The sequence below is a fragment of the Pseudomonas sp. CMR5c genome, assembly GCF_003850545.1.
In the GTDB taxonomy this organism is placed as follows: domain Bacteria; phylum Pseudomonadota; class Gammaproteobacteria; order Pseudomonadales; family Pseudomonadaceae; genus Aquipseudomonas; species Aquipseudomonas piscis.
Genome location: NZ_CP027705.1, coordinates 2,849,528 through 2,873,912, shown reverse-complemented (window position 1 = coordinate 2,873,912; position 24,385 = coordinate 2,849,528). Strand labels below are relative to the sequence as shown.

Sequence of the window (24,385 nt, the reverse complement as noted above, 5' to 3'; positions counted from 1 at the left end):
CTTGTTTAGGCATCAGTGCTGGGCAAGCTGTGGTGGCGTTGCCACAGGGCGAGGTAACGCTGTTCTTCGGCTTGCCAATGGGCGTCGCTCCAGCCCAGGCGCTCCTGGCACAGGTTGCGGATGGCTGGCAGGTAGCTGGCACCGCCTTTGGCCAGCAGCAGGCCCAGGCGCGTGCGGCGCAGCAGCAGGTCGTCCAGGTGCAGGACCATTTCCGCCTCGGCGGCAAAGGCCAGTTCGGCCCACAGGGTGTCGCTGGCGCCGACGCACTCGTGGCCCAACTGCTCCACCAACTGCGCCAGCCGCGGCAGGTCACGGCCATGGCGCCCAGCCAGGCGCCGTAGCTGGGCGCCGCTGAGCCCGGCAATCTCCACCGCCGGTACCGGGGCGAACACCGGGGCGCCGTCGTCGCTGACACTGCGTCCGATCATCGCCCCACAAGCGGCCAGCACCTCGATGGCCTGGGGCCGGAAGGTGGTGAGCTTGCCGCCGGCCAGGGTCACGCATCCCGGCTCCTGCCACAGCACATGCTCGCGGGTTTCGTTGGAGGGCTTGCCCTGGGAGTCCGCACCGCCAGCGGCTACCACCGGGCGCACCCCGGACCAGGTCGAAAGCACGTCGCTGGCAACGATCCGCGCCTCGGGAAACTGCTGGGCACAGGCCGCCAGCAAGTAATGCAGCTCCTGCTGGCTGATGCTGGCGCTCAGGTCCAGGTCTTCGCGATGGTCAAGGTCGGTGGTACCGACCACGGTGGCGCCTTCCCAGGGGAAGACGAACACTGGCCGGCGATCCTCGGCATGCATGAAACTGAAGGCATGGGCCACCGGCAGCCGCCAACCCGGCAGCAACAAGTGGCTACCACGCAACGGCCGCAGTTGACGCCCGGCATCCGCCGGACGCAAACGCTCGGCCCAGGCGCCTGTGGCCACCGCCAGGCTCTCGCTGCGCAGCTGGCGTGGCGCGCCGCCTTCGCTGTCATCGATCTCGACCCCGCAGACCCGCCCCTTCTCGCGCAACAAACCGGTCACCCGCACGCCGTTCAACGCCAGGGCGCCATCGGCCCGGGCCTCGGCCAATACCCGCATCACCAGCCGCGCATCGTCGGTCAGGGCGTCGAGAAAACAAGTGCCGCCCAAGAGGCCCGGTTCCTTGACCCCAGGCGCCAGGAACTGCAACTGCCCGGCATCGTGGAACCTGTGGTTGCGCCGTCCGGCCAGGGCGTCATACAGGCTCAGCAGGCTGCCGAACACCCGCGGCCCGGGAAACTGGCCCCGGTAATGGGGCATCAGGAAGCTCATGGGGTCCACCAGCCCGGGAGCCTCTTGCAACAAGCGCTGGCGCTCGCGCACCGAGTCCCGGGTCAGGCGCCACTGGCCCTTGGCGATGTAGCGCAAGCCGCCATGGACCATCTTCGAAGACCGGCTGGAGGTGCCCCAGGCGAAATCCCGCTGCTCCAGCAACAGGCAACGCCAGCCACGCCGGGCCGCCTCACGCAGGATCCCGGCGCCGCTGATGCCGCCGCCGATCACTATCAGGTCCCAGCTCTGCGCCGTGAGGCTCGGCAGGGCTTGCTGCCGCCATTGGCCGTTCCAGTCCTGGCCCATGGCCTTACTGCTCCAGCAGGGTGCCGGGGTTGAGGCGCCCGGCCGGATCGAAGTGCCGGCCCAAGGCCTGCAGGGTGTCCATGGCCAGCGCGCCTTTCTCCAGCGGCAGGTAGGGCGCGTGGTCCTTGCCCACCCCGTGCTGGTGGCTGATGGTGCCCCGGTGCTCGACGATGGTCTGGCTGGCGCTATGCTTGAGCGCCTGCCAGCGGGCCAGGGTCGCCGGGTACTGCTGGTCCGGACGGAACACGTAGGTGGTGTAGATGCTCGAGCCTTCGCCATAGACGTGGGACAAGTGAGTGAACACATGCACCTGTTCGCCCTCGGCGGCCAGGCCGTCGCGCAGGCTGTCCTCGATGCGTTGCAGCAAGGTATCGACATTGCTCCAGTCGGTAGCGGTTTCCAGGGTGTCCACCAGGTAACCGGCATTCCACAGGCTTTCGCGCAGGTAGGGGAAGCGGAAGCGGTTCTGCGCCCACTTCTTGCCCAGCAGGGTGCCGGTGAAGACCCCGCCAAAGGCCTTCAAATGCTGGCGCGCCTGGCGCAGGGACAAGGCGTTCTGCCGGCGATTGCCGGTTACGCCGAAGGTCAACAGGCACTTGCCCTGGCCCGCGCCCCGCAGCGCCAGGTACTTTTCCAGCCAGGCGATCTGCGTCGGGTGGCCGGCCAGGGCCAGTTGGGTCTCGGTCTCCACGGCGTTGGACAGGCGCAGCATCGACAACGGCACCCGGGCCTGGGCCAGGACCCGCACAGCCTGCAGGGCCTGGGTCCAGTCCGGCAGGAACACCCCGTAGAAACGCTCGTCGTCCGGCAAGCGGCTGACCCGTACCTTGACCTCGGAAATGATCCCGAAGCGCCCTTCGCTGCCCAGTACCACTTCACGCAGGTCGGGCCCGGCGGCGGAGGCCGGGAACGTGGCGATCGGCATCGGTCCGGCGAAGGTCTCCAGGGTGCCACCGGCGAACAATTGCTCGATACGCCCGTAGCGCAGCGATTGCTGGCCGCTGGAACGGCTGGCCACCCAACCGCCGAGGGTCGACAACTCCCAGGACTGCGGGAAGTGCCCGAGGGTGTAGCCCCGGGCGCGCAACTGGCTCTCCACCTGGGGGCCGCTGGCACCGGGGCCGAAGGTGGCCAGCAGGCTGTCTTCATCCAGGTCCAGCAGGCGGCTCATGCGCGCCAGGGACACCGTCAGCACCGGCCGCTCAGACCAGGCCGGGTTGATGTGGCCGGCCACCGAGGTGCCGCCGCCATAGGGGATCAGGCACAGGTCGCGCTCCTCGGCCATGGCCAGCAGTTGGCGAATCTGCCCGGCGCTTTCCGGAAACGCCACCGCATCCGGATAGACCCCCAACTCGCCTTCACGCAACGCCAGCCAGTCCGCCAGGCTTTGGCCTCGGGCGTGCAACAGCCGCTCCTGGGGCTCGATGCTGTACAGCGGGTGGGCCGGCAACCGCGATGCAGGTACCCGGGCCAGGGCCTGTTCCAAGGAAGCTTCCGGCAACCTGAATCCCGGCCCCAGGCGCTCGGCGAGAAAGCCCGCGCCTTCGGCCGGCAATTCGACCACCGTGGATGCATCCCCCCAGCCATTCCAGCGTCGCATGCGTATGTCCTTCTGCTGTTCTTATAGGTCTTGCGTAAGGCTCCCTATACTAGTGCGCCGCTGCTACCTGTCACGGTCGCATCGAGCCAGTTGGTGTAGCCGATTGAGTCAGCCACGCCTGCGCCAGGAGCGAAACAGGTGACAAGTCGCCTGTGCTGCCGAACAATCCCCTACCCGTCCCCAGGATCGAATCGCCCCATGCCCGCCTCGCTGAGAACCTGCTCCCCGCTGTTCTGGTCCCCGGACCTGGGAATCGACTATGGCGCCCCGGCCTTGAGCCTGCGCGACCTGCTGCCGCAAGTGGGTCAGGGCATCTCGGCGTTCTTCGAGCCACAGGATCGGCTGAGGGTCGGTGAGACCCTGCAGTTGATCTGGCACCCACCCGTGAGCGATATCAACGGCTGGAGCGAACAACCTTCGGAACTGGCCCACAGCTACTTGCTGCGGGCCAGGGTCAGCGGGCCGCAGCAGTCACCCGCCCAGCCGATGCATGACCTGCATCGGGGCCGGCAGCGCTTTGCCTTGCAGGTCCTGGCCTGTACCCCACTGCTGGCGGCGCTCCAGGCCCAGCCGCTGGAACAGCAGGCCTGGAGCCTGCCTGGCATCGGCAGGCCGCAAGGCGCTTGCCTGAGCTGGGATGAAGCCCATGGATGCGGGCGCGCCGACATCGGCGGATTGACCTGCCTGAGCGCCGCCAATGGCAACGAAGGCATGATGGAGATGATCCTGGAGATCATCGGTGACCAGGTCAGCGGGTTGTTATCGGTGCATTTTGGCCCTGGTGGGAACACTTATGAATTTGGCCGGCGAGTGCTCGCGGGCGCGGAACTCATTGCCATTCGCCGGGCCCTGGAGCACGCCCGGCCGCTGCAGGATACCCAGGACGCCTACCTCGTCGGTTGAGTGTCAATCGGGGAAAGAACTCCCGGGCAGGACTAAGCAGCTGTTTTCAAACCGATTTTTTTTGCGCTGGGGGCTTCCCAAACTGCCAGCGAGTTGTTAAATTTGCGCCCGTTCTTGCAGCGGTCCTCCCCGGACCGGCACTTCAGGCAAGTAACGTCGCAACAGCTACAGGGGCGTCGCCAAGCGGTAAGGCAGCAGGTTTTGATCCTGCCATGCGTTGGTTCGAATCCAGCCGCCCCTGCCATTTTCCTTCCCAGTTCATTCCACCAGGCTTTGCGCCAGGAACTCCAGCATCGCATTGACCTTGGGCAACCCCTGCCGGCTCTTCATCCATAGCAGGTTGATCGTCTGCCCCCGGGTCGCCAGATGCGGCAGGACTTCCACCAGGCTGCCATCTTCCAGTTGGCGCTTGACCAGCCACGACGGCAGGTGGGCGATGCCGTAGCCGCCCAACGCCGCCATCAGCAAGCCCTCCCCCGCACCCACCACGCAACTGGCGGCAATCAACCGACGCTCGATCTGCCCCGGCTCGCTGGTGGCGAAGCTCCAGGGGTGCACGCGCCCGTCCGCCCAGCCATAGGCGATGCACTGGTGTCGCTCCAGGTCGGCGATCACCGCTGGTTCGCCACGTTGCGCCAGGTAACCCGGGGCGGCACAGAACAGGTATTGTTCGGTTCCCAGGTGCCGATGCCCAAGCTCCGCCGGCCACAGGTCGGGGCCACCCAAGCGCACGGCGATATCGACCCCGGCCTCGATGGGATTGGCCAGATGCTCGGAGAAGGTCACATGGGGCTGCAACTGCGGATGCTCCCGGGCAAATTCGAGAATCGGCCCCAGGACCCGGGCCCGGCCGAATGCCCCCGGCAGGTCGATGCGCAGCTTGCCGCGCAGCTCATGCTGTTGCGCCTGCAGCTCGAGCTCGGCCTCTTCCAGTTCGGCCAGCACGCCACTGCAAGTGCGGTAGAACGCCAGGCCGGCATCGGTCAGGGCCAGGCTGCGGGTGGTACGCCGGAACAATCGCGCCTGCAACCGCGCTTCCAGGCGGGCGATGGCCTTGCTGATGGCCGACGCCGTGAGGTTCAGGCGTTCGCCAGCCGCCTTGAAGCTGCCACAGTCGGCCACGCAGACAAACACGTCGATACCCTTCAAGCGTTCGGAGGAAAACATTTGGCATCCTGTCCATTAATGAATCTGATTCACCTCAGTCGATAAAAAGCATCATAAAACAGAACCAGATTCCACAGTAAGCTGATCAGCACTCCACCGGTATCACTGCAAGAGGCACAGATGCTGCACACCCTGAAACACTATCCGGCGGCCCTCAACCTGATGTTGGCCGGCACCCTGGTGCTGACGCTGGCCCGGGCGGTGACCCTGCCCTACCTGGTGATCTACCTGGCAGGCAGCTTCCAGCTGAATGTCGCCGAAATCGGCCTGGTGCTGGGCAGCAGCCTGATCATCGGATCGGTGTTGAGCCTCTATGGCGGTTTCCTGGTGGACAGGATGGCCAACCATCGATTGGTCCTGTACTGCTGCGCGGTATTCACCCTGGGCTTCGTCGGTAGCTTCGCCGCCCGCAGCCTCTGGTCGTTCTACCTGTGCCTGCTGGCGATCAACCTGGCCTACGCAGTGTTCGATATCGCCATCAAGGCCGGCCTTGCCCGGCAGCTCCCGGAAAACCAGCGCAGCACGGGGTTTTCCATCAAATACACCCTGACCAACATCGGTTACGCGATCGGCCCGTTCCTCGGCGCCGGGCTGGCCAAGCTGGATATCAGCCTGCCCTTCGTGCTGTCCGCGGTCTTGGGTGGCGGGTTCTTCTGCCTGTACCTGGCCCGAGGCGAGCGAGTCCCGCTCGTCACTGAACCCGCCCAGCCACCCCTGGCGTTCCTGGCCCTGGGCAAGCAATTGCTGGCGGATTACCGCCTGGTCTGCTTCACCCTGGGCGGCCTGCTCAGCGCCGTGGTCTTCGGCCAGTTCTCGGCCTACCTGTCGCAGTACCTGGTGATCACCACATCGGCTGAGGTTGCCTACACCACCATCAGCACCCTGGTGGCCACCAACGCACTGTTGGTGATCTGCCTGCAGTACGCCATTGGCCGACGCATCCTGCGCCAGCACCTGAACCTGTGGCTGGCCACGGGCCTGGGCCTGTTCCTGCTGGGCATCGGCGGCTTCGCCATGGCCAGCAACCTGGCGCTGTGGGTGCTGGCCATGGCCGTGTTCACCCTGGGCGAAATCATCGTCTTTCCCGCCGAGTACATGTTCATCGACTGCATCGCCCCCGAGCACCTGCGCGGGCTGTACTACGGCGCACAGAACCTGTCCAACCTCGGCGGCGCCCTGGGACCGATGCTCTGCGGCCTGGTCCTGGCCAGCCAGCCACCCCAGGCGATCTTCTGGATGCTGGGCTTGTTCGTCGTCGGCGGCGGGCTGTTCTACTGCCTGGGCGCCGCCAACCTCGGGCAGGCGCAAGCCAGGCCTGCGGACTGAAGGGCAGCGCTCAGGCAGGTGCCTGGCCCAGGTACCGGGCAATACGTAGCAACGCGCACTGGGCAGCCTCGGACAAGACCAGGGGCGGCTCCTCGATCATGTACCGCAGATGCTCGAAAGCCAGGCCGGCCTCGTTATGTTCCAGATAGTCAAGGACGATCTCCCGTCCGTGCTCCAGCCCCGCCTGGGCCAATGCATGTTCCGGCGGCACCCGGCCACCCAACTGCTGATAGGCCTGGGCCATGAGCAACGACGCTTCATCCAGTACCTGGATCAAGTCCGTTCGCCAAGGGTCGATCGATACAGGCATGCTCATACACTCCTCGTTTTCTGGAAATCGCTTGTCGGGTACCGTCCGCGGGATTTGCCAACCGGTCCCCGTCACACCACCAAGCCTTCACAACCCCTGCTGCGTCCCGTTCCTCTGTGCATCTCCCCTGCAAAGAGCGATGCCCCATGAAAAACACCCAATTGAGCCAGTTGATCCTCAACGACCACGCCCGCATCGAAGCGGCCATCAGTACCGGAGCCGCCTGGGAAGTGTGGTTCCAGGTGGAATTCCTGATGCTGTTGCGCGCGGCCCACCTGAGCGCTGCCCGGGAAGTACCCTATCCGAAGCCCAACCAGGACCTGCGCCTGGATGTCCTGGCGCGCCAGGGCGTCGAAGACTACGCCATCGAGCTGAAGGTCGAGAGCGCCACCAATGCCGGTAACCGGCTGCTGGCCGAAACTCGCAAGGACATCACCAAACTGACCAAGTACACCGAACCGGTGGAAGCCCGCTGGGCAGTGGCCCTGGGATACAGCGACGTGGCCAAGCACGGTCTGCGGGACTTTGCCACGGCCAACAAGAGCTGGGTCATCTACCACGAGGCCGGCTACATGGGCTGCATGATCGCCACGGTTCCCTGACCCCCGGCCTGTGGCGGCTGTGCGCCCGTGCGCAGCCGCCGCGGCTACAGGCCCTCGCCGAGGCTCGCCAGGGCCCGCCGGGTCACCTGTTCGATATAGGCCGGCTCGCCATAGATCCGCGCGAGCAAGATCGCCCCTTCGTAGTCCGCCACCAACTGCCTTCCCATGGCCAGCGCCTGCTCCGGTTCGTACCGGGCAACGAACAGCTGGGCCAGGGCCTTGGCCCAATCATCGAGAAAGGCCCGGATCGGCTGCATCAGCTCGCTCTTGCCATAGGTCGCATCCACCGCGATCACCCCCATCAGGCAACCAATGGCCCCGTCCTGGAACAGCTTCATGGACTTGCGCCCGATCTTTTCCAGGCGCTGGCTCGGGGTGAGTTGCTCATCGAAAGCCACGGCGAACAAGCTCCCGGCGATGACCTGGTGGGTCTGCTCCAGCACATCGCGCAACAGCGATTCCTTGTTCGGGTAATGGTGATAGAACGAGGCCTTGGTCAGGCCACAAGCGGCGGCCAGGGTATCCATGGTCGTGCCGTGATACCCCAGGCGCTTGAAGGTGCTGGCGCAGCGCTGGAGCAGTTCGTCGCGGGAAATCTTCGGGGGGCGCATGGCTCACTCCTGGGCGGGATCACGGCCAGTGATTCTAAGGTATAAGCGGCCCTGCCTCAATTTGACGGTTACCGAATGTTTGTTTAGTTTCAGTAAACGAACGCTTGGTCAATAACTCGCCAGGCGCTCGCTCACTCAACAACGTATTTCAGGAGAACGCCAAGATGAGCCAAGCCACTAGCACAGCGGGTCGGGTCACCCGGGAGCAACGGGGACAGGTGTTGTTGATCGGCCTGGACCGGGCCACCAAGCGCAACGCTTTCGACAGCGCCATGCTCGAGGACCTGTCCCGGGCCCTGGGCGAATACGAGCGCGATGAACAACTGCGCTGCGCGGTGCTGTTCGCCCACGGCGAGCATTTCACCGCCGGGCTGGACCTGATGGAGCTGACGCCGAAGCTGGCCAGTGGCGGCATCGCCTACCCCGAAGACGGCATCGATCCCTGGGGCGTGATCGGGCCACGGCGCAGCAAACCGGTGGTGATTGCGGTACAGGGCGCCTGCTGGACCGCCGGCATCGAGTTGCTGCTCAATGCCGATATCGCCATCGCCGCCAGCAATGCACGCTTCGCCCAGCTGGAAGTGCTGCGCGGCATCTCCCCGGCCGGTGGCGCCACACTGCGCTTTCCCCGGGTGGCCGGCTGGACCCGGGCCATGCGCTACATGCTCACCGGCGAGGAGTTCGACGCGGCCACGGCCCTGGACATGGGCCTGCTGGTCGAGGTAGTGGCCCCTGAACACCTGCTGGCCCGGGCCATCGACTACGCCGAGCGCATCGCCAAGGCGGCGCCGTTGGCAGTCAGGGCGACCTTGCAGTCGGCCTTCCTCGCCCTTGAGCAGGGAGAAGAGGCGGCCCTGGCCCAGCTCAACCCGCAACTCATGCAGCAGGTGCGCAGCGAGGATGCTCGCGAGGGCGTGATGGCCATGCTACAAAAACGCCAGCCCGTGTTCCTCGGCCGTTGAACCACCCAGCCCGCTCCCGAACCTCTGCCTCAAGGATGCCTGTATTGAACATTGCAGTCCGTACCGATCAGCCGTCCGCCAGTAGCGAGCCGTTGACCCTGGTGGCCGCCGATGGCTATCGCCTGAGCGCCCTGCGCTACCCGGCCATCGGCACTGCCAGGGGCAACCTGCTCCTGGCCAGCGCCGCCGGTGTCCAGCAGCGCTTCTACCGGCGCTTCGCCGAACATGCCGCGCGCCGCGGTTTCAACGTGCTGACCCTGGACTACCGGGGCATCGGCCAATCCCGCGCCGGGAGCCTCAAGGGGTTTGCCATGTCCTTCCTGGACTGGGCCTACCAGGACCTGGCAGCGGCCGTGGAACTGCTGCGCCACGACGCGCTGCCCTTGTACTGGGTCGGGCACTCCTTCGGCGGCCACGCCTTCGGCCTGCTACCCAACCACCAGGCCGTCAGCGCCTGCTACAGCCTGGGTAGCGGCGCCGGCTGGAGCGGCTGGATGCACTGGCGCGAGGCGCTGAAAATGCGCCTGCTATGGAAGCTCGTCCTGCCACCGCTGGTGGCATACAAGGGCTACATGGCCTGGAGCCTCCTGGGCATGGGCGAGGACCTGCCGCTGGGGGTCTACCGCGACCTCAAGCGCTGGTGCGAATACCCGCACTACTACTTCGACGACCCGCAAATGGCACACCTGGCCGAGCTCTACGCCAGCGTACGCACGCCCTGCCTGTTCGCCACCTCGGTGGACGATCCCTGGGCCCCGCCGCGCTCGCTGGATGCCTTCGCCAAGGGTTACTGCAACGCCCCCATGACCCGGCTCGATCTCAAGCCGCCAGCCGGCGCCCGCCCCTATGGCCATATGGGTTACTTCCGCGACGATGCCCAGCCCCTGTGGGACGATATCCTCGACTGGCTGCTGGGCCAGCCCACCCCGCTGCCGAACTGATCCGGACAAAAAAGGGGCGATCGATGATCGCCCCCAAAGCGTTGCTACCACGAGAGAACCTTATAGCGTCAGTTGCTTGCGCTCCTCTTCGGTGAGGCGAGCCCGCGCCTGCTCATTGAGCGGACCGGCGCCCAGTACCTGCACCGGGCTGTCAGGGTTGTAGGCCGGGGCCTGGTTGGCTTCCTCGCGCGGACGCTGCACCTGCTCGGAACCAAAGCCCAGCACCTCCACGGTGACGATGGATGCCCGGCCCTGCCTGGCCGTCGCCTGCTGGTTGCGTACCGCATCTTGTGCGGCTTGGGAAGCCGCCGAGCCCGCGGCGCTGGCCGAAGTCATGGCACCCGTGTTGATCGTCGCGGTCACCGGGATCCCGGAGGATTTGCCCTGGGTCTGGATGTTCGCGGCGTTGACCACCTGCAAGGCCGCGACGTTGACACTGCCCGAAACCCGGATCCCCGCTTCGCCGGCATCGACCGTACCCAAAGGTGCGATCAGGTCGATATCGCCCGACGGCACTTCGGGAATCGGTGCCAGGGTGGCGATCCCCGCACCGGTGCTGGGCACCGATGGCGCCAGGCTGACGTTGCCCCAATTGTCGTAGACACGCTTGGGCGGGGTGTAGACCACGGTGGTCTTGGAGCCCCGGCCGGCGTTGATGTCGCCCTGGGCCGACCAGCCCATGATGGCCCCGCCGAAGGTGGTCATGATCCGGCTCTGGCCCAGCAGGATGCTGCCCAGGGAGTACAGCTGGATGTCCCCCTCGCCCTGGGTGATGATCCCCGCCGAGGCCGGCGGTGCATTACCTTCGATACCGAAGGTCTGGCTCCCGCCCGGAGTCAGCATCTGGATGTTGCCGCCGAAGTTGGTATGCACCCCGGAGCCACCGAACAGGGTGATATCGCCCTTGTAGGTGATCGGGTTGCCGGCCACGTCGGTCTGCGGGAACAACGCGGCGATCGCCGCCCGGCCCCGGGCGTAGCTGCCCTGGCGTATCCCGCCCTCCTCGTTGTACTCGCGGCCAGCGGCCTTGAGCTCGGCAAAATACACATCTCGGGCGAATACTCGCTGCTGTTCCGCCGGCAAGGCCGCGTAGTAGGCCCGAGCCTCGACAGCGCTGCCGACGAAACCGAAGCGTTCGGCCAGCCAGGCCAGCAACTCGCCCTCGTAGGTCTTGGCCACCCGCTTGCCCGCCAGGGATTCGCCGCTACCAGCCAGGTTGGCCGGGTCGAGGTAAGCCTCGACGAAACGCCGATAATCCGGCCCGCTGGCGCCGACCCCGGCCTGCATCACGATGCTCGCCCCCGGGCGGCTGTCCCCCGGCGCCACGGCGCCGAGGCTAGTGACGCTGACCTTGTCTTCCATCAGGATGTTGCGCCCCGCCGTCAGCTCCAGGGTACCGGGGCCGGCGACGTTGAAGTTGCTGTAGAGGATGTCGCGCCCGGCACTGACGATGGAGATATCGCTGGGGTTGTCGTGGATGAACAGGTTGCCCGTGAAAGTGTAATAACCAAGGTCGTTATTTCCTCCTTGAGCACCGCCCGGTGAGGTTCCACTGCTGACGATATCGCGCCCGGCCATCATCCATACCGCGCCGCCGCCCTCATAGCGAGCTTGGCCAAAGCGCGGATCTCTATCGGTGAACACCAGGCTACGGCCACTGCCGACCGCCAGCAGGTCGCCATTGAGCGCATAGAAACGCGCCGGACCGCTATCGCGCCGCCCGCCAACAACGGCCGAAGGAGAACCGAAAGCGAACAGCGGATAGCTGTACTCGCTGGCACGGTTCGCATCCGTGGACAGGTTACCCATGCCGGGGATCAGCACCCCGCTCCCATTCCATGCCGCATAGGCCGGATTGAAGGGTGTCGCCAGGGTGGTGGGCGCGGCGAAAGACTGGTTGATGGACAGGTTCCCGCCATAGATCGAATCCCCCGCCAAGAACTGCAGTTGGCTGTTGTTCGAAGGCGCCAGCACCAGGGTCGAGCGGTTGTTGTTCACCGTACCGACCCCTTTCGCGCTGCCGTAGTACAGGCTACCGCTGGCGGCCGTTACCCGCAGGATCGACGGATAAACGACAGCCAGGTCGGTTTCCGCCGCCGCCATCATCGGCGTGGCATTGCCGCCTGCGGAATACAGGTCGATGGCGGTGCGGTCGGTCCACAGGGAGAACCAGGTTTTCCCGGAACCCTGGATACCCTCCAGGGCATAACCGTTCATCAATGAGGTACGCCCCGGATCGATCACCCCTTGCAGCACCAGGTCACCGCGGGTCGACAGATTGAACGTGGCATCACCCGGTATCAGGGTGATCCCCCCTGCCGCCAGGGCGGTGGTGGCCCGTACAGGATCGAAGGCCCGGGTTTCTCCCGCGCTGTGGTCGTCCGGACGGCTGCCATAGTGCAGGTCCAGGCTGCCCACCGAAGCCCCGAGCACCTGGGCATTGCCGCGCAGATTCAACAGTACGCCGTCAGTCTGGCTTTGCTTGGTGAGGCTGCTGCCTGGGTTCAGGCCTCCACCCACCTCAAAGCGCAGATCTCCGCCACCGGTCAATTGCAGTCCGCCATCGGCGGTGACCCTGCCGGTGCTGCCGACCGCCAGCACCAGCCCCTGGGTGCGTGGGTTGGCCGATCGTTCCAGCACGCTGCCGGCCAGCGGTTTCAGCACGCCGGCATCGCCGCCCACCCGCACATCGAGGTTGCCGCCGCCCAGGGTGCCGAAACCGGTAAAGCCCACCAACTGGTCGGCGGTGGCGGTGGCGGTGTAGCTGCCGAAGTTGATCCACCAGGCCGTCGGCAAGGACTGCCCTCCCCCCTGGCGCCACAACCAGTTGCCGACCTGGGTCGAGTCATGGCCGCTGTCCTGGGGATTGGGCCGGGCCTGGGACTCCGCGGCGGTATCCGCGATGTTGCCGGTCAGGTTGCCGCCGACCCGCAGGCTCAGGTTGCCCCCTCCATCGGGATACCAGGCGCGGTACAGGCTTTCGCTACCGCCATCGACGAACTTCTCGAAGTAGCTGTTCACGTCGTTGAGCACCGTGGTGCCCCGCCCTGGAGCCTTGGCCTGGTTGTAAGGAGAACCTGGCGCAGTGGCCAGTGAGGAAGTACCCGCGGTGTAGACCCCATACAACGAGTCCATGCTCAGGTTGCCGGCACTGAGCAGTTCCAGATCGCCAGTACCGGTGCGAATCACGCTGAAACCGGTGCTTGATGGCGTGGGGGCGTACTCCTTGTCCGCCATGGCAACACAATACGCCGGGTTGTCCTGGCAGAAAGATTCGACGGAAGACTGTCCCAGGTCCTGCAGCATCTTTTCATCGATTCTGTCACCGGCCTTGACCACTATCCCGGCCCCGGCCAGGTCATCTACCGCTTGCTGGGTCCAGGCATAGCTGGCCTTGATCGCGCAATAAGCCGGAGTGTCCTGGCAGAATTGTTCGATGGAGGTCTGGCCTAGGTCGATCAGCATCTGCTCATCGATCGGCTCGCCAGCCTTGACCACTATCCCGGCCCCAGCCAGATCGTCCACGGCCTGCTGGGTCCAGGTCTGCACGCCCTTGGCCGGCATTTCCTTGGCGAACATGCCGTAGTGGGTGTCGGCCAGATGCAGGTCGCCATTACCCGGGTTGGCTTGCAGGATACGGCTGTCGGCCGCCGTGGTATCCCCCCCGGCCACCAGGCGCAGGGACCAGGACTGCGAACCCTCGGCCAGCATCGGCGCAATGGCCCAGAGCTTGCCCTGGCGCCCCACCTCTTCCGTACGCAAGGCGATGGAGCTGACGCCGTCAGGCAGCTTGACGTTGGTGCCGGACGGAATCAGCGCGCCCTTGGCCAACGGCTGACTGCCGTCGAGCAACACCTGGCCGCCAACAGCCGTTGGCAGGCCCACGCCCTTGGGCCAGGTCATGGCCTTGACCCGAGCATTCTGACCAAGCAGGCTGCCGGCCTCCAGTTGGGTACCGACGGCCAGGGTCTGGGCTTCGCTGAGCAGGGTTCCGGCGGCGAACAGCAAGTTGCCGGCGGCATCACGTATGGCTGCTGCCAGTATCGTACCGGCCGGCAGGACCAGGCTCTGGTCGAGGGTCGCGGTCACCGGCAAGCGGGTACCCGCCGCCAGGGTCAGGCCCTTGATCGGCAGGTCGTAGTTAAGGATCGCGCCAGTCGGGAAGCTGGTGCCATCGGCCAGGGTCACCCCGGTGCCCGGCACGATGATGTTGCCACCGGTGAAGTCCACGCCCGGCAACAGTACCCAGCCCTTGTCGTCCACGGTCTGCGGTGGCGGGGCGAAGCCATCGTTGATGCTGCCGTAGATACTCAGCTCGCCACCAGCGCGCAACACCAGGGCGCCGACCTCGCCCGAGCCATATACCGAAGTCTTCTGGCTGTGGGGGTTGACGCTGGCATAGCGGTAGCCGGACAGGTCCAGGTCGCCCTGCACCACCAGGTCGCCGTCAGGGGTCTTGCTGACGATCTGGACCCCGGGGCGCAAGTGGAAGGCGTCGGCATACCCTGCGCTGTTCAACCCGGCCAGCTTGTTCTGCATCAGGTCGCTGTTCTGCAGGGCGGCGTTGATGAAGGCGCTGCTCAACTGATGCTTCTGGTCCAGGTAGTCCTGGGTAATTTCCTGATAAGGACGGCCGCTGGCGGCATCGTTCTTCTGCGGCGCATCGTCATAGCTGACCATGCCGTTGACCGCGATCGAGCGCGCCCCCTGGATATCCAGGCGACCCCGGGCATCGATGGCGATATCGTCACTGCTGCCATCGGGCTTGAATATCCGTGGGGCATTGAGCTCCAGGGTGCCACGGCTGCCGCCGTCGTTCTGTCCCGCAGCGCTACCGACCGCTACATCCGTCCCATGGCGCAGGTCGATGCGCGCGCCATCGGCCAGGGTCAACTGGCCCTTGCCGGAACCCAAGACGACGGTGGCACGGTTGGGCGCATCGATGATCTTGCCGTAGCTGTCCACCCGCAGCTTGCTGCCATGGGCATCGAGCACCGCGCCGGAGTCCAGGACCAGGCCATTGCCGGCCGCCAGGTTGATACTGCCGACCCGCTCGCCACTGGCATCCACCAGGCCGTTGACCCGCAGGCTGCCGTTGTCCAGGGAGACGTTGATGCTGTTGGCCTTCAGGCCATTGCCGATGGTCAGGTCGCCCTGCTTGAGCTGGAAGCTGCGGGCGCCATATACCTGGCCCTGGTTCAGGCGCTGGTTGAGAGCGGCGAACTGCTCGTCCAGGGTACCGCTGCCACCCAGGCGCTGGGCCTGGATTTCCACCGCGCCGCCCAGGTACGGCATCCGGGTGCCGCCGGCATCGTAAGAACCACTGCTGGCGCCAAGGATCTTGCCTGCCAGGTCCACCAGCCCCGCGCCACTGTCCTGGGCCACGGCGCGCAACTTGCCGGCCTGGTTGTTCTGCGCCGACAGGTCGATGCTCGAACCCGCCGCCTGCAATACATTGCCAGTACGGCTCTGCAGAAGCACCTCGCCGCCGGCTCCGTACTTGGTCAGATCGTTGAAGGCGATGGCACGCCCGGCCACATCGATCAGCGCAGCATCGGTCAACTGCACATCGCCACGGGCATCCAGGGTCACTTTGCCGCTGGGCAGGACCACCGCGCTGGCCAGGCGGATGCTGTCACCGCTCAAGGACAACTCGGCCCCCTGGCCATTGGCCTGGCCACGAGGGCCAGCCGTGGCGCCGATATCGATGGATCCACCGGCCGTGATGCGGTTCACCGAACCGGCTTCGCCAGTCATCAACGGCGTACGGATATTCAAGTTGCCGCCGCTATAGGCAAAACCCTTGAGTGGGTCGTAGCCACCCTGGCTCTGGTACACCGCGAGACTGCCCTTGTGGTTGGCGGTGATGCGCTGGCTGGCGTTGAGATTGACGTTGGCGAACCCCAGGGCCAGGCGATCGAAGGTCTTGGAAGTGCTGGGCTGGGCGAAGGCGCCATACCCGAACTCGATGCGCTCGGCATTGATATCCAGGCGTCCGCTACCGGTGCCGGCACCGCCGGCCACCACTGTCCCAGCCGGGCTGGTGGCCCCCTGCCAGATCAGGTTGGCGGTGTGGATGCTGGCCACGTCATTGGCGCCACCGGAACCGTAGATGGCCGGAGTCGAGAGCATGAGGTTGCTCAGCAACGACTTGCCGGTGACCGGATCGTAGGTATCCAGGCCCGCACTGCCATAGAAGTTGAAGCTGTCCCGGGCCGAGAGTTGCAGGGTCTCCAGGGCTGGGGCACCGAATTGGCTATCGCCACGCAGCAGGCGATCCAGCACTTGCTGGGTCAGGGTCATGCCGGCGGGCAGGCGATTACCCGCGGCTGCCGCAGCCAGGGCCTCGGGGCTGCCCACATTGATGCTGCTCAAGCCCAGGTTCAGATGCCGGGTGCCATAGCGCACCTGGTCCCCCAGCTCGAAGGTCTTGTCGGTCAAGGCAACGATGCTGCCCTCGGAGTACAAAGAGGTCTGCCCGGTGCAAAGGCTACTGCCGCAGCTTCCCACCTTGATACCGTTGCTGGGCTGCAGGGCTGCAGGCGCACTCACCACATTGAGCAAGCCATTGGACACCGCCAACATATTGCCCACCTGATAGGTGAAACCGTCCCGCGCGTCATAACTGGCCTTGCCACGACCGATGGTGTTGATCGAAGCCCCCTGCTCCACCAGGATCTGGCCGGTGTTGGCCACCAGGAATACTTCCGGCGCCGCCAGGGCTGCTCCCTGGCGCAGGATGATCGAGCCATTGCTGGTGTTGGTGCCTTCGGCCAGGGTGATGAGGTTACCGCTCTGACCATACTTGACCAGGGTCAGGCCGCCGAGCATCAGGCGCCCGGCGCCCAGGGAGTTGAGGCTGTCGGCATCCAGGGTGATCCCGGTAAAGCCGTCGGTGGCCGACTGCCCGGCCTTCACCACTTCGATACCGCTGCCGTCGCTCCTGTTCAATACCGAAACAGTACCGCCAAAGCCCCCCGTTGCAGCCTCGAAGCGGCCAGTGCCCTGGAAAGAGAACGCGTCGGTTCCGGCGCCGGCTTCCAGCGCCAACTTCAGGGTCTTGGCATCCACCGGCAGCAAGGGCCGCGGCACGCCGAGCTTGGCCGCATCGGCCATGGCGAACTGAGCGTAGCTGGTCTCGTTGTACTGCGAATAACGGCGCAGGGTATCGGCCGAGGTCAGGATCAACTGGCTGGCGACGCTGCTGCCGATCCCGGTGTTGGCGATGGACAAGCGCCCGGCGGTGCTCCAGGAACCATTGCGCATCTGCTGGGCCGAGCCCTCGCTGCCAAGTCCCGCCAGGCCGTTGATCTCCACACGGAAAGCCCCCGGCATCAGGGCATAGGTGGACGGCATCAGGGTATAGGTACCCGCCGCCAGCCCGGGCACTCCGGCGCCGATGGTCACCTGCTGGCCGATCAGCGGGTCTACCGCGCCGCCTTCCGGTGCCACCGGCGCGTAACCGGGTTGTACCCCGGGAACGATGGCGTAGATCGGGTTGCTGGCCAGGCCCGGCAAGACCAGGACGCCATTGGCACCGATCTGCACCAGCGGGCTGTAGCGGGCATCGGTGGAACCGCCACGCCCGGAGATGAAACCTGCGCCCAGCAACTCGCCGCCGCCGGACAGATCCAGGGTCGCCCCTTGCTGCACCTTCACCGACTTGCCACCCAGGATCACGCCGACACTCAGCTCACTGTTTTCATTGACCAGCCCACCCTGGCCCACGAAGTTCACGGTCTTGCCGTTGTACTTGTAGACCTGGCCATCGACGGTGCCGCCATAGGGCAGCACCAGGCCCTTGCCGCTGACCGAGGTCAGGCTGCCGGGCAGCAATTCGACCTTGCTGCTGCCCAGGTTGCCGATCTCGATCAGGCCCAGGGGGGCGCGCACCACGCCGCCCTGCTTGATGGTCGCGGCGCCCAGTTGCAGGCGGCCGAAGGCCGAGTACGGCACGGCCAGGTCAGCGTTGCCATTACGCGCGATAGTGAGGGTCCGGGTCGGATCGAATGCGAGGCCTGCGAAATCGTACTTGTAACCGGCGATCACCCGTGCCCCGACCTCGGTGCCCGGATACAGCTGCGCAGCACGCAGGGTCATATCTCCCTGGGTCAACAGCTGGGTGCTGATGCCCTTGGCAATCACATCGGCGCCAGCGCCGGCGAGGAAGCGCAGGTCGCCCTGACTATCGAGCCGGACATGATCGAAGCCCCGCCGTTCGATGTTCACCAGGCTGCCGTTCGCCTGGCGCAGGTCGCCCTTGCTGCCGAACATTACATTGCCGCGCACATCGATCAGGTTGCCGCTGGCGCTGAACAATGCCTGGGTAGCGCGCTCCGACGGCCTGGCGATGGAGACCACCGGACGCACATACTGGTCCTTGGCCTCCGGCGGCGCGAGGATGCCAGCCAACAATAGATAAGGCGCCGACAGATTGACCTGGCTGTTGGCCGCGGCGGCTTCCGTCAGGCTCAAGGCACCGCTGTACAGGCGCAGGCTCTGCCCCATGTTCAGCGACACATCGCCATCGAAGCCCAACAGGCCGTTGCTCAGCAAGGCCAGGTTATCGAAGCCGCCGGCCGCCACCTGATCCGCACCGAGGCGGCCACGGCCATACTCCAGCCCGCTGGCCGCAGATTCTGGCGATCCTGGCAGGACGTTGGCCTGGTGAGTCTGGCTGACTACCAGTTCGCGAGCCTTGAGCACCCGGTCGGTCACTGCGTTCTTGGTGTAGTACGGGCTTTCCAGGGCCACGGACAAACTACCGCCCGCCGCACCGGCACCACCGGCCCTGGCGATAAAACTGCCATCCAGGTACAGGCCATTGTTGGAGGCGAAGCTGATGCTGCCGCCATTGCTGGCTACCTGCACCCGCCCTTGTCCGGGAATGTCCAGGGCGGCCTGGGTGCCGGATGCATCCAGCCGCGCGCCGTCACGCACCACCACGAACAGGTCACTGGCCTTGGCGATGCCGGTGGCCAGGTCGATCTCGCCGCCGATGCTGATGTTACCGCCGTTGCGCACCTGGCCATAGCTGCGCCCACGATTGTCCACGGCGTTCGCTGCCCGGGCCGCGACATCGATCAGCGCTTGCTCACCCACCCAGATCGAGCGTCCGTGGCCGGCAGCGTTGGCCGCCTCGGAACTGGCCACGGTGAGGCCACCGAGGCTGACGCTGCCGCCCCAGGCGTTGAGGGTGCCGTTCATGGTCAACTGGCCGACGCTGCGCAAGTTGATGGCTTGTCCCGGATCGACATTGATCACCGCGCCCTGGCCCACGCTCAGCGCCGTAGTCGCCAGTTGCGCGCCGGTGGAGTACTGGTTGCCGGCGGTCAGGGTCAGCCCGGCGCCACGGCGCTGGGTCAGTACGCTCTTGGTCGCATCCTGCTGGTACAACTCTGGGAGCCAGGGCTCCAGCACGCTGGCCGGGGCGCTACCGGTGGCCGCATTGCTCGCCTGGTCGCCAAAACGATAGACCGGGACAGTGACATCGACCTTGGCACCCTCGGCCACCTTCAGCCCTTCATTGCCGGTGATGTCGTAGGCCGAGAAACCTTTGTTGAAGAAGTCTTGCGCCAGTTGCAGCGTGCCCGTCTCAGGCACGCTGCTGCCAGCACCGATCAGTACCTTGTGTGCCTGCAACGCCAGGGTGCCGCCGCCATTGACACCATAGCCGCGCAGTTCCCCGGACACGTCCAGCTTGCCGTCGGCCGCCAGGGTCACGTCGCCGCCCTTGCCACCGCTGGGCTTGCCGTCGATAGCGATGGTAGCGCCGGAGCTGGCATCCACCAGGCTGCCCTTGGCCAGGTTCAGATCGCCGCTGCTGCGCAGCGACACCTTGCCGCCGTTGCTGAACGGTACGCCGCCGTTATTCAGCGGGTCGAGGGCCAGGTTGTTCCAACCCCCCGACACATCCAGCTTGACTCCACCGGCGACATCGACCCGGGCCTGGGCGCCACCGGTGGGCGCGAGGATCACGTCACCAACCACGAAATTACGGTTCACATCCACCTGGCTCAGCACGTTGCCGGCGTTGATGCTGCCGCCGTGGGCGCTGAGGTTGGCGTTGATCTTGACCTGGGGACCGAACAGGGTGATGTCGCCACCGTCGGCCACGGTCAGCGCGCCATCGACCTGGATCTGCTGCCGGGCGCCGACCTTGATCGCTCCCAGTTGCAGGCCATTGAGCTGGTCGCTGTCGAGTACCAAGCGCCCCTGGCGATCGGCTGGCAAGGCGCTGTCCAGGTCCAGGCCGTCGGCGATCTTCTGCTGGTTGGCGTCGATCAGCACCTGGTCCACGGTGGGATTCAGGGCATAGCGCAGGGTACCGCTGGCCTTGTTGTAGATCGGCGTGTAGCTGCCGATGATCAGCTGCGCGCGCTGGGCTGCCGCCTTGTGCGATTGCTGGTAGCCATCGAGGTTGGGCTTGGGCGCCTGGATCTGCCGGTCGCCCTTGAACACATCGCTGACCAGTTGCCCTTCGAGCACCGCGTTGCCGGTGCCGATCACCAGCTTGCCGGCATCACGGCCCACCGTGTAACCCGCCTCATAGCGCTGTTGCTGGGCGATCAGCGGGTTGTAGTAGTAATCGGTGCGCCCCCAGCGCGGGCTGTTGTCCACATAACCCTGGTAGATCCCGGTATAGAGCAAGTCTCCCGGGGCCCGGGACAACTCATACAAGCGCCCGTCCACACCCTTGAGCCAGGTCTGCTGGATATAGCCGCCCTGCACGTCCACGGTGCCGCCGGACAGGTTCAACTGGGCGCCGGACTGGGTCACCACATCCTTGCCAGTGAAAGTCAGGGTTCCACCCTGGGCCATCCATTCACCGATGCTGTGCCGCTGGGTGCCCAGGTAGCCACCCACCTCCAGCAGACCGCCCGCGGTGTACCAGCGGTCGCTGGCGTAACCGTTGGTGCCCGCCGGGACGAAGATCAGCTCGCGCAGGTCGACCCACACATCGTTGTTGATCAGCTTGCCGCCATCGCGGTTACCTGCCGAATCGCGCTGCTCGTTGCCCTGGACGTTGATCTTGATGTTGTTGGATTCCATCGCCACCTTGACCCCGACGGCGCCGGCGACGTCGATCACCGCGCCATCGCGCACCAGGCTGCGCTGCCCGGCGCTGACCGCCACCTGGCCACCGGTAGCCAGGGTGATCGAGCCCTTCTGGAAGTCCACGGTGCCACCGCTGACGATCTCCACCCGGGATTGGTCGGTGCGATCGGCGACGCTGCTGAGATTGTTGAACTGGCCGGTAATCAGGTTGGTCGGGGTGCCGTCCAGATTGCCCAGGCCGCTGTTGCGCTGGCTGTCCAGGGCGCTGCTGCCGCTGCTATCCAGGAGAATCGCGGTGGTGCTGCCCTGCCCCAGGGTCACGCTACCGGTGCCGTCGCTGGCGGAGTTGAGCAAATGGATGGTGCCCCGGGTATCCACCGAGGTACTGGCCAGGGCCACGCCGTTCTGCAGCACTTGGTGGCCGGTCAGGGTGATGTCGCCAGTGGAGGCCATGATCAAGCCGCTGTTGCTGACCTTGCCGGCACTGCTACCCGGCTTGAGCGAGGTGGCCACTTCATTGCCGCGGGTGGTGGAACGCTGGTTGCCCTCGGTCCCGACCCCGCGACGAATGTAGAAACTGTCGCCGGCGGCCAGGGTGGTCTGGCCCTTGGCGGTGACGATGGTCCCGGCGTTCTGCACCTCGCTGCCCAGTAGCAAGGCGTAGCCACCGGCATCGGTGGAGGTAGCCGGGGCATGGGTCTGGATCAAGGCTCCAGCCTGGACCAGGACCTTGCCGGCGGCGTCGGTGAAGGTCGGCTGGCTGCCGTTGGCGTCGACATACAAGCCACGCTTGCTGAATTGCTCGTCGGTGATGGTGGCTGCGGCGGCCACCAGGTTGCGCACATTGACCTGGCTGGTGCCGCTGAACACCACGCCGTTGCGGTTGATGATCATCACCGTGCCAGCGCCCTTGATCTGGCCCTGGATCTCGCTGGGTCGGCCATTGGGGTCATTGACCCGGTTCATCAGCGCCCAGTTGGACTGTTGCTGGAAATCCACCGTGGTGTTGCGCCCGACGTTGAAGGTTTCCCAGTTGAGGATGGCCTTGTCGGCGGTCTGCTCGATGGTCACCGTGGTCTTGCCACCGGCTTGGCTCTGCACCGGGCCCTTGGCGTTGATCCAGCCCTGGGTCAGGCTGTTGTCGACCTTCAACCCACCCTGGCCCAGGCCGTCGGGAATAGCGCTGACACTGCCGAACGCAGCCTGGCGAGCCGCTGCCTGGGCCGCTTGTTGCGCGGCGATGGCCGCCACCGTGGAGTTGAGGTTGCCCAGCGAACGCTGCAATTGCTGGTTGACCCGCACCTGCTGGGACAGCGGCGGCGGCATGCCCGGCATCTGGCTACCGGTACGCGCGGCAGTGGCTGCCTGGGAGGCGCCCTTGTCGGCGAACCAACCGGAACTGAAGGCCGGTGCAGCATTGGCACCGCCGGCCATCAACAACAGGGCGATGGCCTGGGCCAGGGGCTTGAGCCGCAGGATCGACACCTGGGAATCCAGGCCAGGGGTGTTAACCGGTGGTTTGCAGCGAACCATTACTACTCATCCTTTGTTATGACGCCCAGGGGTGCGCGACGCTGTACGACCCAGGGCGCGCGTCACTGCTCTAGGGATAGGCCGTTGTCAGGTGACACGACCGAACGCTTGTCATGGAAAATTCATGTTTTGGGTGTAACGCTCGCCCGTCGGCGACCAAGACGCCCTTGGTCGACCATCCCGGTGGCCGCGAGCAACCTCGGAGCGAGTCCGCGCTGCCGTCGCAGCGGTTGGCGCCAAACTGCGTGCCGAGCCTGGCGATGAACAGGCCAGGCGGCCCTGAATGAAAAGATCAGCAACGGCCGAAACCGTTGCTGATCCAGGTGTTGCGGGTATCGAACGCGTCAGTTACAGCGGACGGCCGATGGCGTTGCAAACGCTGGCGTTACCGATGCTCAGACCGCTGGAAGCAGTGACGAACGAGTCACGTACGGCAGTTTTCCAGGCAGCTGGCAGTGGCACGAAGCGGTTGTTGTTGATTGCAGTGTCGTTGTTCGCCAGAGCGCCGTAGTGACGGCTGAAGAAAGCCCGTACTTGCGAAGTCTGGGTCGCGTCGGCGTAGCACTGGCTGAAGATCAGGTTGGTGAAGCCCAGGATCGGGTAGCCGCTGGTTGGGTACAGGCGCAGGCTCTTGTCACCAGGGTTGGCGTCGATGTTGGCCTGGGAAGTGAAGACCGGAACCCACAGGTTCTGATCGCCACGGTCAGCCACCGCAGGTACCGGAACAGCGCCGATGGCAGCCGATACGTTGGCAGGAGCTGGCGAAACACCGGCGACCTTGGCCACCTTGGTGGCATCGTCCAGGCCTGCCAGGGTAGGCGCGGCGTAGTCAGGGCTCATGTAGGTAACACGACCGTCGCCAGCGTTCAGCGCGTCCATCACGCCCTGGCTGGTCACAGCGGCCACGGCACCGGCTGGCAAGCCACCCGAGTAGCTGGAAGCGAAGTTGGTGGTCACGGCGAAAGTGCCGGTTTCAGCGCACTTGGCGTTCAGGAAGCGGGTGAACAGCTCGGTGGTACCGCTGCTTTCGTTGCGGTAGACCACGGTGATTGGACCAGTACGGCCAGCACCGGCGATCTGGCTCCAGTTGTTGACACGGCCCGAGAACACGCCGCACAGGTCGTTGACGCTCAGGTCAACGGCCGCAGTACCGGCCTTGTTGAACGGAATGGCAACCGAAGTGGCCACCGAAGGCACCTGGATCAGCTTGCCCCAGGCAGTCTGGTGGGCAGTGAAGTAGTTGCCCAGCTCAGTGGCGCTGAGTTTGGAATCGCTACCGGCCCAGTGCACGTTCTTGCCGGTGGTGCCGGCCACGAACTTGGTGTAGTCGTTGTTCAGGAAGGCAGCCTTGCCGTTGCCGCTGCCTACGCCGATGTAGGGAGCGAAACCGGCGGTCAGAACGCCAGCGGTCTGGTACAGCGGTTGTGGCAGGGTAGCGCCACCGCCGTTGATGTCAGCCATTGCAGCCTGTGCCGAGCACAGGGCAGCCAGGGTCAGGGATGCCGCGAGAACATTGCGCTTAAACATGAAGAATCTCCTTTCGTCGTGTTCGTACGTTGGGTGAATAGCTCTTGCATGACGCCATGGCACTCGGGCCAGAAGCCTTGATCCAGAGGGCTTGATGGGTGAGGCCATGGGGAGAGAAGTTCGCAGCTTCCGGTGACAGTTAAAGGAAAAATGCTCGGGAGAAACCGGCTGTTACTGCAAAAGATTCTCGGGTGTTCACAGCGCTTTTTTAAGGCCATTGCGTCCAAGGTGACAGCCAGGTTTC

At 65.3% G+C, this 24,385-nt stretch carries 12 protein-coding genes and 1 tRNA gene; 6 read left to right on the top strand and 7 right to left on the bottom strand.

The window, feature by feature from the left end; all coding sequences use genetic code 11:
• Positions 1-5: 5 nt before the first annotated feature.
• Positions 6-1,601, bottom strand: a complete 1,596-nt coding sequence (locus C4K40_RS13445; RefSeq protein WP_053129083.1) for a glycerol-3-phosphate dehydrogenase/oxidase — start codon at positions 1,599-1,601, stop codon at positions 6-8.
• A 4-nt stretch (positions 1,602-1,605) separates the two neighbouring features.
• Complete coding sequence (locus C4K40_RS13440; RefSeq protein ID WP_053129080.1) at positions 1,606-3,201, bottom strand: FAD-binding oxidoreductase; 1,596 nt, start codon at positions 3,199-3,201, stop codon at positions 1,606-1,608.
• A gap of 198 nt (positions 3,202-3,399) precedes the next feature.
• Here C4K40_RS13440 and C4K40_RS13435 point away from each other — a divergent pair, with 198 nt between their 5' ends.
• Positions 3,400-4,104 carry a hypothetical protein gene (locus C4K40_RS13435; RefSeq protein WP_053129077.1) on the top strand — a complete coding sequence of 235 codons (705 nt, stop codon included), beginning with the start codon at positions 3,400-3,402 and terminating at the stop codon, positions 4,102-4,104.
• A gap of 169 nt (positions 4,105-4,273) precedes the next feature.
• Positions 4,274-4,348: transfer RNA gene (locus C4K40_RS13430), tRNA-Gln, on the top strand.
• Positions 4,349-4,362: 14 nt separating this feature from the next.
• Here the strand turns inward: C4K40_RS13430 and C4K40_RS13425 are convergent.
• Positions 4,363-5,271 carry a LysR family transcriptional regulator gene (locus tag C4K40_RS13425; protein WP_053129074.1) on the bottom strand — a complete coding sequence of 303 codons (909 nt, stop codon included), beginning with the start codon at positions 5,269-5,271 and terminating at the stop codon, positions 4,363-4,365.
• A gap of 120 nt (positions 5,272-5,391) precedes the next feature.
• Here C4K40_RS13425 and C4K40_RS13420 point away from each other — a divergent pair, with 120 nt between their 5' ends.
• Positions 5,392-6,597, top strand: a complete 1,206-nt coding sequence (locus C4K40_RS13420; RefSeq protein WP_053129071.1) for an MFS transporter — start codon at positions 5,392-5,394, stop codon at positions 6,595-6,597.
• Positions 6,598-6,607: 10 nt separating this feature from the next.
• On the opposite strand, the gene C4K40_RS13415 is transcribed toward C4K40_RS13420, so the two are convergent.
• Entirely contained in the window at positions 6,608-6,913 is a 306-nt protein-coding gene (locus C4K40_RS13415) for a MafI family immunity protein (RefSeq protein WP_256223776.1), read from the bottom strand.
• 140 nt (positions 6,914-7,053) lie between these two features.
• Between C4K40_RS13415 and C4K40_RS13410 the strand changes: the two genes are divergently transcribed.
• Positions 7,054-7,509 (top strand): hypothetical protein, encoded by a 456-nt coding sequence (locus C4K40_RS13410; RefSeq protein WP_053129068.1) that lies wholly within the window; start codon positions 7,054-7,056, stop codon positions 7,507-7,509.
• Positions 7,510-7,553: 44 nt separating this feature from the next.
• Here C4K40_RS13410 and C4K40_RS13405 read toward each other — a convergent pair whose 3' ends face one another.
• The gene (locus C4K40_RS13405) at positions 7,554-8,120 is read right to left on the bottom strand and encodes a TetR/AcrR family transcriptional regulator (RefSeq protein WP_022644121.1); all 567 of its coding nucleotides are present in this window, start codon (positions 8,118-8,120) and stop codon (positions 7,554-7,556) included.
• A 164-nt stretch (positions 8,121-8,284) separates the two neighbouring features.
• On the opposite strand from C4K40_RS13405, the gene C4K40_RS13400 reads away from it, so the two are divergent.
• Positions 8,285-9,082 carry a crotonase/enoyl-CoA hydratase family protein gene (locus C4K40_RS13400; protein WP_053129065.1) on the top strand — a complete coding sequence of 266 codons (798 nt, stop codon included), beginning with the start codon at positions 8,285-8,287 and terminating at the stop codon, positions 9,080-9,082.
• 44 nt (positions 9,083-9,126) lie between these two features.
• Positions 9,127-10,023 carry an alpha/beta fold hydrolase gene (locus C4K40_RS13395; RefSeq protein WP_022644119.1) on the top strand — a complete coding sequence of 299 codons (897 nt, stop codon included), beginning with the start codon at positions 9,127-9,129 and terminating at the stop codon, positions 10,021-10,023.
• Positions 10,024-10,083: 60 nt separating this feature from the next.
• Here the strand turns inward: C4K40_RS13395 and C4K40_RS13390 are convergent, their stop codons facing one another.
• Positions 10,084-22,614 (bottom strand): filamentous haemagglutinin family protein, encoded by a 12,531-nt coding sequence (locus tag C4K40_RS13390; protein ID WP_053129062.1) that lies wholly within the window; start codon positions 22,612-22,614, stop codon positions 10,084-10,086.
• Between the two features lie 348 nt (positions 22,615-22,962).
• Complete coding sequence (locus C4K40_RS13385; RefSeq protein WP_022644115.1) at positions 22,963-24,141, bottom strand: substrate-binding domain-containing protein; 1,179 nt, start codon at positions 24,139-24,141, stop codon at positions 22,963-22,965.
• Between the last annotated feature and the right edge of the window lie 244 nt (positions 24,142-24,385).

Bases quoted from the DNA above. Each gene is read 5' to 3' on its own strand.
- C4K40_RS13390 (WP_053129062.1), bottom strand. From the start codon at position 22,614: ATGGTTCGCTGCAAACCACCGGTTAACACCCCTGGCCTGGATTCCCAG.
- C4K40_RS13385 (WP_022644115.1), bottom strand. From the start codon at position 24,141: ATGTTTAAGCGCAATGTTCTCGCGGCATCCCTGACCCTGGCTGCCCTG.
- C4K40_RS13410 (WP_053129068.1), top strand. From the start codon at position 7,054: ATGAAAAACACCCAATTGAGCCAGTTGATCCTCAACGACCACGCCCGC.
- C4K40_RS13420 (WP_053129071.1), top strand. From the start codon at position 5,392: ATGCTGCACACCCTGAAACACTATCCGGCGGCCCTCAACCTGATGTTG.
- C4K40_RS13440 (WP_053129080.1), bottom strand. From the start codon at position 3,201: ATGCGACGCTGGAATGGCTGGGGGGATGCATCCACGGTGGTCGAATTG.
- C4K40_RS13445 (WP_053129083.1), bottom strand. From the start codon at position 1,601: ATGGGCCAGGACTGGAACGGCCAATGGCGGCAGCAAGCCCTGCCGAGC.
- C4K40_RS13425 (WP_053129074.1), bottom strand. From the start codon at position 5,271: ATGTTTTCCTCCGAACGCTTGAAGGGTATCGACGTGTTTGTCTGCGTG.
- C4K40_RS13400 (WP_053129065.1), top strand. From the start codon at position 8,285: ATGAGCCAAGCCACTAGCACAGCGGGTCGGGTCACCCGGGAGCAACGG.
- C4K40_RS13415 (WP_256223776.1), bottom strand. From the start codon at position 6,913: ATGAGCATGCCTGTATCGATCGACCCTTGGCGAACGGACTTGATCCAG.
- C4K40_RS13435 (WP_053129077.1), top strand. From the start codon at position 3,400: ATGCCCGCCTCGCTGAGAACCTGCTCCCCGCTGTTCTGGTCCCCGGAC.
- C4K40_RS13405 (WP_022644121.1), bottom strand. From the start codon at position 8,120: ATGCGCCCCCCGAAGATTTCCCGCGACGAACTGCTCCAGCGCTGCGCC.